Here is a 13,099-nt window from a genome sequence, read left to right as displayed (position 1 = left end):
TCCGTTAGGCGGGGCGGGCATGACCGCCCTGCCCCACCAGAATCAAATACGCCGTGCGGCGTAACGCTTGAGCATGCTCGGAACATCGAGAATCAGTGCGATGCGACCGTCACCGGTAATGGTTGCGCCCGACATGCCCGGGGTGCCCTGCAGCATCTTGCCCAAAGGCTTGATCACCACTTCTTCCTGGCCCACCAGTTGGTCGACCACAAAGCCGATGCGCTGGGTACCCACGGACAGAATCACCACATGGCCTTCGCGCTGTTCTTCATGGGCGGCCGAGGCCACCAGCCAGCGCTTGAGGTAGAACAGCGGCAACGCTTTGTCGCGCACGATCACCACTTCCTGGCCGTCCACCACGTTGGTGCGCGACAGGTCGAGGTGGAAGATCTCGTTGACGTTGACCAGCGGGAAGGCGAACGCCTGGTTGCCCAGCATCACCATCAGGGTCGGCATGATCGCCAGGGTCAACGGCACCTTGATGACGATCTTGGAGCCCTGGCCCTTGGTCGAGTAGATATTGATCGAGCCGTTGAGCTGGCTGATCTTGGTCTTCACCACGTCCATGCCCACGCCACGCCCGGACACGTCGGAGATCTCGGTCTTGGTCGAAAAGCCCGGGGCAAAGATCAGGTTGTAGCACTCGGTGTCGGTCAGGCGGTCGGCGGCGTCCTTGTCCATCACGCCGCGCTTGACCGCGATATTGCGCAAGATGGTCGGGTCCATGCCTTTGCCGTCATCGGTGATCGACAGCAGGATGTGGTCGCCCTCTTGCTCCGCCGCCAAAATCACCTTGCCGTTGCGGGACTTGCCGGCGGCTTCGCGTTCTTCCGGGGTTTCTACCCCGTGGTCGACCGCGTTGCGCACCAAGTGGACCAGCGGGTCGGCCAGGGCCTCGACGAGGTTTTTGTCGAGGTCGGTTTCTTCGCCCACCAGCTCCAGGTTGATTTCTTTCTTGAGCTGGCGCGCCAGGTCGCGAACCAGGCGCGGGAAACGGCCGAAGACTTTCTTGATCGGCTGCATCCGCGTTTTCATCACCGCGGTTTGCAGGTCGGCGGTGACCACGTCGAGGTTCGACACGGCCTTCTGCATGGCTTCGTCGCCACTGTTAAGGCCCAGGCGCACCAGGCGGTTACGCACCAGCACCAGTTCGCCCACCATGTTCATGATGTCGTCAAGGCGCGCGGTATCCACGCGCACGGTGGTTTCGGCTTCGCTGGCGGGTTTTTCCGCAGCAGCCGGCGTGGCTGCACGCGCAGGGGCCGGGGCGGCGGCAGGTGCTGGCTTGGCAGCCGGCGCAGGTTTGGCAGCAACCGGTGCCGCAGTGGCAGCGGCTGGCGCTGTAACCTGGGCGGCAGCGGCCGGGGCCACTTCGCTGAACTTGCCTTTGCCGTGCAACTCGTCGAGCAGGGCTTCGAATTCGTGATCGGAGATCAGCCCATCATCGGCAGGTGCTGTGCTGGCCGCTGGCGCAGCGGCGGCAGTGGCCGCCACCTCGGGCAAGGCTTCGGCCACAAAGGTGCCTTTGCCATGCAGTTGGTCGAGCAGTGCCTCGAACTCGTCGTCGGTGATGTCGGTGCTGGCGTTGGCAGCGGGTGCTTCTGGCGCAGCTGCAGGCGGGGCCACGGCATCTGCTGCGAACTGGCCTTTGCCGTGCAACTGGTCGAGCAACGACTCGAATTCGGCGTCGGTAATGTCTTCACTGCTCGGCGTCGCGGCAGGCTGCACCGGCGCTTCAGCTTCGGCCTTGACCGCGCTGAGGGAGTTGAGCAGTTGTTCGAACTCACTGTCGGTCACGTCCGGCTCGGCTTGCGCCACCGGCTCCGGCGCAGCCTCGACCACCGGCGCAGCCGCGGTGTCGGCAGGTTCGGCCAGGCGCGCCAGGGCAGCCAGCAGTTCCGGGGTGGCGGCAGTGATCGGTGCACGTTCACGCACCTGGCTGAACATGCCGTTGACCGCATCCAGTGCTTCGAGAATCACGTCCATCAATTCCGAGTCGACGTGACGCTCACCCTTGCGCAGGATGTCGAAGACGTTCTCGGCGATGTGGCAGCACTCCACCAGCTCATGGAGCTGGAGGAAGCCGGCGCCCCCTTTTACAGTGTGAAAACCGCGAAAAATTGCATTGAGCAGGTTCGCATCATCCGGTCGGCTTTCCAGCTCGACCAGTTGTTCGGACAGTTGCTCTAGAATTTCGCCGGCCTCTACAAGGAAATCCTGAAGGATTTCTTCATCGGCGCCGAAGCTCATGTGGGTGCTCCTTAGAAGCCTAAACTGGATAACAGGTCATCTACGTCATCCTGACCTGACACAACGTCTTCACGTTTATCGGCATGAATCTGCGGACCTTCACCCTTGGCGAGATGTTTTTGTGGATCTTTTTCCGAGAGGATCGCTTCGCGGTCATGTTCGATGCCGGCAAAACGATCGACCTGGCCGGCCATCAGCACCAATTTGAGCAAGTTGCTTTCCACTTCGGTGACCAACTGGGTCACGCGCTTGATCACCTGGCCGGTGAGGTCCTGGTAATCCTGGGCCAGCAGGATGTCGTTGAGGTTGCTGGCCACCGTGCGGTTTTCCTGTTCGCTGCGCGACAGGAACCCGTCGACGCGACGCGCCAATTCACGAAACTCTTCAGCGCCCACTTCGCGGCGCATGAAGCGGCCCCAGTCCTGGCTCAAGGCCTGGGCTTCGGTGGCCATGCCGTTGACCAGAGGCGTGGCGTTTTCCACCAGGTCCATGGTGCGGTTGGCCGCCGCCTCAGTCAGTCTGACCACATAGGACAGGCGCTCAGTGGCATCAGTGATCTGGGAAATTTCTTCGGCCTGGGGCATGCGCGGGTCAATCTGGAAATTGACGATTGCGCTGTGCAGCTCGCGTGTGAGCTTGCCCACTTCCTGGTACAGGCCGCGGTCACGGGTCTGGTTAAGCTCATGGATCAACTGCACCGCATCGGCGAACTGGCCTTTTTCCAGGCTGTCGACCAACTGGTGAGCATGTTTTTTCAGGGTCGACTCAAAGTCGCCCTGTGACGTTTCGTTATGCTCCATAGCTCCCCCGCGATGGCATTAGCCGTGGATGCGTTCGAAGATTTTCTCGATCTTCTCTTTCAAGGCCAGTGCCGTGAATGGCTTGACCACGTAACCGTTGACCCCGGCTTGGGCGGCTTCGATGATCTGTTCGCGCTTGGCTTCGGCGGTCACCATCAGCACAGGCAGGCTGCGTAGTTTTTCATCGGCGCGCACATGGCGCAGCAGGTCGATACCGGTCATGCCCGGCATGTTCCAGTCGGTCACCAGAAAGTCGATGCTCCCGCTGTTGAGAATCGGAATGGCCGTCAGGCCGTCATCCGCCTCGACCGTGTTGGTGAACCCAAGGTCACGCAACAGGTTTTTTATGATCCGCCGCATCGTTGAGAAGTCATCAACGATGAGGATTTTCATGTTCTTGTCCAATTCGACCTCCAAGCAGTCTTAAACGCGCCCAGCACCTGGACGCGCCATTTCAATCAACAGGCGTTACACAAAAAGGACTGCCCAGGGCACCACGGCACACAGCCGCGAAACCTTGCGATCTCACGGCAGCGTCTGCAGTGCCCCCACACTGCCTGTCAGCGCGCGCGCCACTCGGCCAATCGGCCCCGCAAGCGGGCTGCGCACTGGCTATGCAACTGGCTGACACGCGATTCGCTGACCCCCAGGACCTCACCGATTTCCTTGAGGTTCAGCTCTTCGTCGTAGTACAGCGCCAGCACCAGCCGCTCACGCTCTGGCAAATTGGCGATTGCATCGGCCAACGCGCCCTGGAAACGTTCATCTTCCAGGTCGCGCGACGGCTCCGTATGCGCGCTCGCGCCGTCCTCGTGCAGCCCTTCGTGCTCGCCGTCCTGTAAAAGGTCGTCGAAACTGAACAGGCGGCTGCCCAAGGTATCGTTCAAAATCCCGTAGTAATCGTCGAGACTCAATTGGAGTTCGGCCGCAACTTCATGATCTTTAGCGTCACGGCCGGTTTTTGCTTCAATTGCACGAATTGCATCGCTGACCATGCGCGTATTGCGGTGTACCGAACGCGGCGCCCAATCGCCTTTACGCACTTCATCGAGCATCGCGCCACGGATACGGATACCCGCATACGTTTCGAAACTGGCACCCTTGCTGGCGTCGTATTTGGTCGAGACTTCAAGCAGGCCGATCATGCCGGCCTGGATCAAGTCTTCGACCTGCACACTCGCGGGCAGGCGCGCCAACAGGTGATAGGCAATGCGCTTGACCAACGGCGCATAGCGCTCGATCAATTCGCCCTGGCTGTCACGTGCCGACTTTTTGTAAAGGTTGTAGCCGCTGGATGTCATAGCACCGGTCCTGCGCTCGTCTGATGCACCAAACGCTCGACGAAAAACTCCAGATGCCCCCGCGGGTTGGCGGGCAACGGCCAGGTATCGACCTTCTGGGCAATGGCCTTGAACGCCAGTGCGCATTTCGAACGAGGGAACGCTTCGTAGACCGCACGCTGCTTTTGCACGGCCTTGCGCACACACTCGTCATAGGGAACTGCGCCGACGTATTGTAAGGCCACATCGAGGAAGCGATCCGTGACCTTGGTCAACTTGGCGAACAGGTTGCGCCCTTCCTGCGGGCTCTGGGCCATGTTGGCCAACACGCGAAAGCGGTTCATGCCGTAGTCACGGTTAAGCAGTTTGATCAGCGCATAGGCGTCGGTGATGGAGGTGGGTTCGTCGCACACCACCAACAGCACTTCCTGCGCTGCGCGCACAAAGCTGACCACCGACTCGCCGATCCCGGCGGCGGTGTCGATCACCAGCACGTCGAGGTTGTCGCCGATGTCGCTGAACGCCTGGATCAGCCCGGCATGCTGCGCGGGGCTCAGGTGCACCATGCTCTGGGTGCCCGAGGCCGCCGGCACGATGCGAATGCCTCCGGGGCCCTGGAGCAGCACGTCGCGCAGCTCACAACGGCCTTCGATCACATCGGCCAGGGTATGTTTGGGTGTCAGCCCCAGCAGAACGTCCACGTTCGCCAAGCCCAGGTCAGCATCCAGCAGCATGACGCGACGGCCAAGCTCTGCCAGGGCCAGGGACAAATTCACTGACACGTTAGTTTTCCCGACGCCACCTTTGCCGCCGGTCACCGCGATCACCTGTACGGGATGCATGCTGCCCATTTTATTTCTTTACCTTGTCTTGCTTAGACGCAGGCTACATGGCTTGGCCGCGTGAATCGCTTGCAGACCATCGATGTAGGTACATTTCACGGTGTTCATCCTGCCTCAACCCACCCGTTTAGCCGGGTGGTGGTAAAGGTCGGCGAACATATCGGCCATCGCTTCCTCGCTAGGCTCGTCTTGCATTTGCACACTCACGGCACGGCTGACCAACTGATGACGGCGCGGCAGATGCAGATCATCCGGGATCCGCGGCCCGTCGGTGAGGTAGGCAACCGGTAATTCATGGCTGATGGCCAGGCTCAACACCTCGCCCAGGCTCGCGGTTTCATCGAGCTTGGTGAGGATGCAACCGGCCAGGCCGCAACGCTTGTAACTGTGATAAGCAGCGGTAAGAACCTGTTTCTGGCTGGTGGTTGCAAGCACCAGGTAATTTTTTGACTTGATGCCTCGCCCGGCCAGGCTTTCGAGCTGCATGCGCAGCGCCGGATCACTGGCTTGCAGGCCGGCGGTATCAATCAGCACCACGCGCTTGCGCAGCAACGGGTCGAGGGCATTGGCCAGGGACTGGCCCGGGTCGACATGGGTTACCGGCACGTTGAGGATGCGGCCCAGGGTCTTGAGCTGCTCCTGAGCGCCGATACGGTAACTGTCCATGCTCACCAGGGCGATATTCTGCGCGCCGTATTTAAGCACGTAACGGGCCGCAAGCTTTGCCAGGGTGGTGGTCTTGCCCATGCCGGCGGGGCCGACCATGGCGATTACACCGCCCTCTTCCAGGGGTTCGATTTCCGGCGTGGCAATCATGCGCGCCAAGTGCGCCAGCAGCATGCGCCAGGCCTGGCGCGGCTCTTCGACTTCAGCGGTCAAGGCCAGCAGGTCGCGGGACAACGGGCCGGACAGGCCGATGCGTTGCAGGCGACGCCAGAGGTTGGCTTGCTGCGGCTTGCTGCCTTGCAGTTGGGTCCAGGCCAGCGAGCCGAGCTGCACTTCGAGCAATTCACGCAGGCCGTTGAGTTCAAAACGCATCGAGTCAATCACGCGCTGGTCAACTGCGGCAGCCGGGGCAGGCGCTGCAGGACGCGGCGGTTCGACAAAGGTGGGTTCAACCAGCGGCTCGGCGGCGGTCAGCGGCAGGCCGGCAAACAACTGGCGATTGGTGCTGGCATCGCTGTCGCCACGCATGCTCAGTTCAGCCTGGGCCGACACAATGCGCGAGGCGGTCTTGCGCAGCTCGTCTTCGAGCTCCATGTTTGGCACGCGCGGGGCCAGCGCCTGGGGCGTGTAATCCAGGGCAGCCGTCAGCTCGACACCGCCGGCAATCCGACGGTTACCGATAATCGCGGCATCGGCGCCCAGCTCATCACGGACCAGTTTCATGGCCTGACGCATATCGGCGGCGAAAAAACGCTTAACTTGCATAACCCACTACCTCAGCCATTGGGCCCAACTGTCGCGACAATAGTCACTTGCTTATTGTCAGGAATTTCCTGGTAAGCCAACACGTGCAAATTCGGTACGGCCAGGCGTCCGAACCGCGACAACATCGCGCGAACCGGGCCGGCCACCAGCAGGATCACCGGGTTGCCCTGCATTTCCTGGCGCTGTGCGGCGTCGATCAACGAACGCTGCAGCTTTTCAGCCATGCTTGGCTCCAGTAAAACGCCCTCTTCCTGGCCTTGCCCTGCCTTCTGAATACTATTGAGCAATATTTGTTCCAACCTGGGCTCCAGGGTGATCACAGGCAGCTCCGACTCAGTCCCTACAATGCTTTGCACGATTGCGCGGGACACGCCGACACGCACCGCCGCCACCAGAGCGGCAGTATCTTGACTCTTGGCGGCATTGTTGGCGATGGCCTCGGCAATGCTGCGAATGTCGCGCACGGGCACCTGTTCGGCCAACAGCGCTTGCAACACCTTGAGCAACTGCGACAGTGACAGCACGCCAGGCACCAGCTCTTCGGCCAGTTTTGGCGACGATTTGGCCAGCAAGCCCATCAATTGCTGGACTTCCTCGTGGCCGATCAACTCGTGGGAGTGCTTGTAGAGAATCTGGTTGAGGTGCGTGGCGACCACGGTGCTGGCATCCACCACGGTGTAACCGAGGGACTGCGCCTGGCTGCGCTGGCTGACTTCGATCCACACCGCTTCCAGGCCGAAAGCCGGATCTTTGGCGGTAATGCCGTTGAGGGTACCGAACACTTGGCCGGGGTTGATCGCCAGTTCGCGGTCCGGGTAGATCTCGGCTTCGGCCAGGATTACCCCCATCAGCGTCAGGCGATAAGCGCTGGGGGCCAGGTCGAGGTTGTCACGGATATGCACCGTGGGCATCAAGAAACCCAGGTCCTGGGACAGCTTCTTGCGCACACCCTTGATCCGCGCCAGCAGTTGCCCACCCTGGTTGCGGTCGACCAGCGGGATCAGGCGGTAACCGACTTCCAGGCCGATCATGTCGATGGGCGTGACGTCGTCCCAGCCCAATTCCTTGGTTTCCTGGGCGCGGGCCGGGGATGGCAGCAGCTCCTGTTGACGGGCGATTTCCTGCTGGGCCTGGACTTTGACCTGGTTCTGCTTTTTCCAGAACAGGTACGCCGCACCACCCGCCAGGGCCGCCATGCTCAGGAACGAAAAGTGCGGCATGCCCGGCACAATGCCCATGATCGCCATGATGCCCGCCGCCACGGCCAGGGCCTTGGGCGAAGCGAACATCTGCCGACTGATCTGCTTGCCCATGTCTTCGGAGCCCGAAGCACGGGTAACCATGATGGCCGCCGCTGTGGATAACAACAGTGATGGCAATTGCGCCACTAAACCGTCACCGATGGTCAGCAAGGCATACACCTTGCCGGCATCGCCGAATGTCATGCCGTGCTGAAACATACCGACGGCCACGCCGCCGATCAGGTTGATGAACAGAATCAACAGGCCGGCGATGGCGTCGCCGCGCACAAACTTGCTGGCACCGTCCATGGAACCGTAGAACTCGGCTTCCTGGGCGACTTCCGCCCGGCGCGCCTTGGCTTGGCCCTGGTCGATCAGGCCGGCGTTGAGGTCGGCGTCGATGGCCATCTGCTTGCCGGGCATGGCGTCGAGGGTGAACCGCGCGCTCACCTCGGAAATCCGCCCGGCGCCCTTGGTCACCACCACAAAGTTGATGATCATCAGGATCGCGAACACCACGATACCGACCACGTAGTTACCGCCGATGACCACCTCACCGAAGGCCTGGATCACCTTGCCGGCGGCGGCGTGGCCGTCCTGGCCGTGGAGCATCACCACCCGCGTGGAAGCGACGTTCAATGCCAGGCGCAGCAGGGTCGCCACCAGCAGAATCGTCGGGAACACCGCGAAATCCAGCGGCCGCAAGGCGTACACGCACACCAGCAAGACCACGACAGACAGGGCAATGTTGAAAGTGAAGAACACATCGAGCAGGAACGGCGGCATCGGCAACATCATCATTGCCAGCATCACCAGCAACAACAACGGCACACCCAGATTGCCCCGCGACAGGTCAGTCAGGGTGCCACGGGCCGTGTTGAGCATTTGAGAGCGATCTACCACCGGTATTCCTCGGGTCCTTGAAGCAAAGTTTTGACGCTGGAAGGCGACTTGGAGGCGGGGTTGCAAAAAGCCTTCCAACTTTGCTTTCGGGGCCGATTTTCGAGTGGGAACCGATTCAAGGGTGGGAGCTGGCTTGCCTGCGATGCGGTGTGTCAGGCGCACGACTTGAGCACTCTGCAAGGGTGACGCAGAGCGTCAAGCGATGCGTTCCCCACGCGGGGAGCGTGGGAACGATCAAGAGGCTTGATACCTGAGGCTAGAACAATAACGCGGTTCCCTCGATCATTCCCACGCTCTGCGTGGGAATGCCGCCTGGGACGCTCCGCGTCCCGAGCCAGGCGCACGACTTGAGCACTCTGCAAGGGTGACGCAGAGCGTCACGCGATGCGTTCCCACGCGGGAGCGTGGGAACGATCAAGAGGCTTGATACCTGAGGCTAGAACAATAACGCGGTTCCCTCGATCATTCCCACGCTCTGCGTGGGAATGCCGCCTGGGACGCTCCGCGTCCCGAGCCAGGCGCACGACTTGAGCACTCTGCAAGGGTGACGCAGAGCGTCACGCGATGCGTTCCCACGCGGGAGCGTGGGAACGATCAAGAGGCTTGATACCTGAGGCTAGAACAATAACGCGGTTCCCTCGATCATTCCCACGCTCTGCGTGGGAATGCCGCCTGGGACGCTCCGCGTCCCGAGCCAGGCGCACGACTTGAGCACTCTGCAAGGGTGACGCAGAGCGTCACGCGATGCGTTCCCACGCGGGAGCGTGGGAACGATCAAGAGGCTTGATACCTGAGGCTAGAACAATAACGCGGTTCCCTCGATCATTCCCACGCTCTGCGTGGGAATGCCGCCTGGGACGCTCCGCGTCCCGAGCCAGGCGCACGACTTGAGCACTCTGCAAGGGTGACGCAGAGCGTCACGCGATGCGTTCCCACGCGGGAGCGTGGGAACGATCAAGAGGCTTGATACCTGAGGCTAGAACAATAACGCGGTTCCCTCGATCATTCCCACGCTCTGCGCGGGAATGCCGCCTGGGACGCTCCGCGTCCCGAGCCAGGCGCACGACTTGAGCACTCTGCAAGGGTGACGCAGAGCATCACGCGATGCGTTCCCACGCGGGAGCGTGGGAACGATCAAGCCAGCACCCACCTGTGATCCAGTTTTTAAACTGGCCGCACATTCTCAGCCTGGGGGCCCTTTGGTCCTTGCGTGATGTCAAATTCTACTTTTTGGTTTTCAGCCAGGGTTTTTAGCCCCTGCGACTGGATTACCGAGTAATGGACGAAAACGTCATCCCCCCCATCCTCCTGGGCAATAAAGCCAAATCCCTTCTCCGCGTTAAACCATTTCACAGTACCCGCTGCCATTGCCGCTCTCCTTACACTTACTCAGAACCCAACTCACCCCGGTGACGCACCCTGACGGGCAACGCATAGACGCCCTTGGGCCGATGGACCATTTGAAACCTCAGTTGCTTACCCACCGACAACGCTGTGCAACGCCAATCCTTGCGATTGATAAATACCTCTTCTGCCTCATCATCCAATTCGATCAGCCAATCGCCCCTGACCCAGTCATAGGATTTGACAGTTCCTGTAGCCACCTTCAATCCCGCTCTCCCTGCATCTCGTTGACTACATACGCGCAGTGTTTGGTTCAGTCATAGAACAACGGGAAACATCCTTTGGCTACTGTCAAAGTTGACAGGTAGACGCGAGCTGCCGATGGGTGGTAGCGGTGGAACAGCAGAAGATTCATGCATCCGAGGGTTTCTTGCGCTTGCGGGGTTTTCGCGGTTTGGGAGGGGTGGGTGGAACGTTACCGTGTTGAGCGCCTGTCGACTGAACGGCAACCTCGTTGCCATCGCGATCCCGGGCAATAAAGCCGATGCCTTTGACCGCATCAAACCACCTGACCGTACCCCTATCCATCACCGCCTCCCGAGTCGTGCAGAGCTGCACGTCTCATCGCTGTATCAAACAGTGAAGGCGGCGTAATGGCTACTGTCAAAGTTGACAGGTAAACGGCACACCACTGTAGGAGCGAGCTTGCTCGCGGAGATGGGTAACGATAACGCGGGGAGCCAGGATGAACGCGACGACGGTGAGTTTTTCGCGAGCAAGCTCGCTCCTACAGTGAGCAGCAGCGTTCAGGAATCGCGACGCAGGTCCGGCGGGATCGGCAAATCCTTGAGCGGATCAGGCCGCTTGCCCTTGCCGGCGCGGTATTGACGGATTTGGTAAACGTAGGCCAGTACCTGTGCAACGGCCAGGTACAAGCCGGCCGGGATTTCCTGGTCCAGATCGGTGGAGTAGAAAATCGAGCGCGCCAATGCTGGCGACTCCAATAACAGAATGTCGTTGGCCACCGCGATTTCGCGGATTTTCAACGCGGTAAAATCACTGCCCTTGGCCAGCAGCATCGGTGCGCCGCCCTTCTCCGGGTCGTACTTAAGCGCTACGGCGTAGTGAGTCGGGTTGGTGATGACCACATCGGCGTCGGGCACCGAGGCCATCATCTTGCGCTGGGACATTTCCCGCTGCAGTTGGCGGATGCGTTGCTTGACCTCGGGGCGGCCTTCCTGGTCCTTGTGCTCGTCGCGCACTTCCTGCTTGGTCATCAGCAGTTTCTTGTGGCTTTCCCACAACTGGATCGGCGCATCCACGGCGGCGATGAGGATCAGCCCGGCCGCCATCCACAGCGCACTCCAGCCCACCACTTGCACGCTGTGGATGATCGCTGATTCCAGCGGCTCATGGGCAATGCGCAGCAAATCGTCGATATCGGACGACAACACCGCCAGCGCCACGAACAGAATCAGGAAAAACTTGGCCAGGGCCTTGAGCAATTCCACCAGGGCCTTGGCGGAAAACATGCGCTTGAGCCCCGCCCCCGGGTTCATGCGGCTGAACTTGGGCGCCATGCTGCCCGCGGCAAACAGCCAACCGCCGAGGGCCACCGGGCCGATCAGCGCGGCCAGCAACAAGGTGATCAGGATCGGCTGCACCGCCAGCAGCGCGATTTTGCCCGAATGCAGCAGGTACTGGCCCATGGCATCGGGGTTGAGCAACACTTCGCGCGGCAAGCTGAAGTTGTGCCTCATCATCTCCAGCAGGTCCTGCGCCAGGCCACCGCCGTAGATCAGCAAGGCGCCTGCACCGGCGATCATGGTGGCGAAGGTGTTGAGCTCTTTGGAGCGCGCGATCTCGCCCTTTTCCCTGGAGTCCTTTTTACGTTTCTCCGTGGGGTCTTCTGTTTTGTCCTGACCACTCTCGCTCTCGGCCATGACTCAGCGCGCCCGTGCCAGGTCACGTAAGAATTGCAAGGCATCGGTGGCCAGCGGTTGATACTGATTGAGAATGTCAGCCAGGCCGACCCAGAAAATCCCCATACCCAACACCAGGGTGAGCGGGAAACCAATCGAGAAGATGTTCAGTTGCGGCGCCGCACGGGTCATCACGCCAAACGCGATATTGACCACCAGCAGCGCAGTGATCGCCGGCAGCACCAGCAACAGCGAAGCCCCCAGTACCCAGCCGAGGCGCCCCACCAGCTCCCAGAAATGGTTGACCACCAACCCCGAGCCCACCGGCAAGGTGGTGAAGCTTTCGGTCAAGACTTCGAACGCCACCAGATGACCGTTCATGGCCAGAAACAGCAAGGTCACCAGCATGGTCAGGAACTGCCCGATCACCGCCGCCGACACTCCGTTGGTGGGGTCGACCATGGACGCGAAGCCCATGCCCATCTGGATCGAGATGATTTGCCCGGCGATCACAAACGCCTGGAAGAACAGCATGAGGGAAAACCCCAGCATGGCACCGATCAGAATCTGTTCGGCAATCAGCAGCAAGGCGCTCAGATCGAGAGCGTTCACCGGCGGCATCGGCGGTAGGCCAGGCACGATTACCACGGTGATCGCCACCGCGAAATACAGGCGCACACGACGCGGAACCAGGGTGGTGCCGAACACCGGCATGGCCATCAGCATCGCCGTGACGCGAAACAGCGGCAGGATGAACGAGGCCACCCAGGTACTGATCTGGGTGTCGGTCAAGGCCAGCAAGGATTGCATCGGCTCAGCCGATCAACTGCGGAATACTGCCGTACAACTGCAGGATGTATTCCATGAAGGTTTGCACCAGCCACGGGCCGGCGACAATCAGGGTCACCAGCATCACCAGCAGTCGCGGCAGGAAGCTCAGGGTCTGTTCGTTGATCTGGGTGGCGGCCTGGAACATCGCCACCAGCAGGCCGACCAACAGGCTCGGCACCACCAGCACGGCGACCATCAGGGTGGTCAGCCACAGCGCTTCGCGGAACAGGTCGACGGCGACTTCTGGCGTCATAG

The 13,099-nt window shown here is 60.8% G+C and carries 11 protein-coding genes; all 11 read right to left on the bottom strand.

Annotation, left to right across the window (positions count from 1 at the left end; genetic code table 11):
- Nucleotides 1–42 precede the first annotated feature (42 nt).
- The 11 genes from HBO10_RS13215 to fliQ all read right to left on the bottom strand — a co-directional run bounded on the left by HBO10_RS13215 (nt 43) and on the right by fliQ (nt 13,097).
- Nucleotides 43–2,250, bottom strand: coding sequence for a chemotaxis protein CheA (locus HBO10_RS13215; protein ID WP_034126797.1), 2,208 nt, complete (start codon nt 2,248–2,250; stop codon nt 43–45).
- A gap of 11 nt (nt 2,251–2,261) precedes the next feature.
- Complete coding sequence (locus HBO10_RS13210) at nt 2,262–3,050, bottom strand: protein phosphatase CheZ (RefSeq protein ID WP_003192906.1); 789 nt, start codon at nt 3,048–3,050, stop codon at nt 2,262–2,264.
- 18 nt (nt 3,051–3,068) lie between these two features.
- Nucleotides 3,069–3,443, bottom strand: coding sequence for a chemotaxis response regulator CheY (locus HBO10_RS13205; RefSeq protein ID WP_003192908.1), 375 nt, complete (start codon nt 3,441–3,443; stop codon nt 3,069–3,071).
- Between the two features lie 167 nt (nt 3,444–3,610).
- Nucleotides 3,611–4,351 (bottom strand): RNA polymerase sigma factor FliA, encoded by a 741-nt coding sequence (fliA, locus tag HBO10_RS13200; RefSeq protein WP_003192909.1) that lies wholly within the window; start codon nt 4,349–4,351, stop codon nt 3,611–3,613.
- Entirely contained in the window at nt 4,348–5,181 is an 834-nt protein-coding gene (fleN, locus tag HBO10_RS13195) for a flagellar synthesis regulator FleN (RefSeq protein WP_003192912.1), read from the bottom strand. The genes fliA and fleN overlap by 4 nt, the downstream gene beginning before the upstream one ends.
- A gap of 105 nt (nt 5,182–5,286) precedes the next feature.
- Entirely contained in the window at nt 5,287–6,603 is a 1,317-nt protein-coding gene (flhF, locus tag HBO10_RS13190) for a flagellar biosynthesis protein FlhF (RefSeq protein WP_003192914.1), read from the bottom strand.
- Between the two features lie 11 nt (nt 6,604–6,614).
- Complete coding sequence (gene flhA, locus HBO10_RS13185) at nt 6,615–8,729, bottom strand: flagellar biosynthesis protein FlhA (RefSeq protein ID WP_034126796.1); 2,115 nt, start codon at nt 8,727–8,729, stop codon at nt 6,615–6,617.
- 1,182 nt (nt 8,730–9,911) lie between these two features.
- Nucleotides 9,912–10,115 (bottom strand): cold-shock protein, encoded by a 204-nt coding sequence (locus tag HBO10_RS13180; protein ID WP_034126795.1) that lies wholly within the window; start codon nt 10,113–10,115, stop codon nt 9,912–9,914.
- Nucleotides 10,116–10,897: 782 nt separating this feature from the next.
- On the bottom strand, nt 10,898–12,034 hold the full coding sequence (gene flhB / locus HBO10_RS13170) for a flagellar biosynthesis protein FlhB (RefSeq protein WP_169922003.1): 1,137 nt from the start codon (nt 12,032–12,034) through the stop codon (nt 10,898–10,900).
- Between the two features lie 3 nt (nt 12,035–12,037).
- On the bottom strand, nt 12,038–12,823 hold the full coding sequence (fliR, locus tag HBO10_RS13165; protein ID WP_034126792.1) for a flagellar biosynthetic protein FliR: 786 nt from the start codon (nt 12,821–12,823) through the stop codon (nt 12,038–12,040).
- A gap of 4 nt (nt 12,824–12,827) precedes the next feature.
- Nucleotides 12,828–13,097, bottom strand: a complete 270-nt coding sequence (gene fliQ, locus HBO10_RS13160; RefSeq protein WP_003192936.1) for a flagellar biosynthesis protein FliQ — start codon at nt 13,095–13,097, stop codon at nt 12,828–12,830.
- Nucleotides 13,098–13,099 lie beyond the last annotated feature (2 nt).

The sequence above is a fragment of the Pseudomonas sp. WS 5503 genome (assembly GCF_012985385.1).
Taxonomy (GTDB): Bacteria; Pseudomonadota; Gammaproteobacteria; order Pseudomonadales; family Pseudomonadaceae; genus Aquipseudomonas; species Aquipseudomonas paracarnis.
Note: the sequence above shows the minus strand (reverse complement) of the source record. Positions and strands in the feature narration are given on the sequence as shown.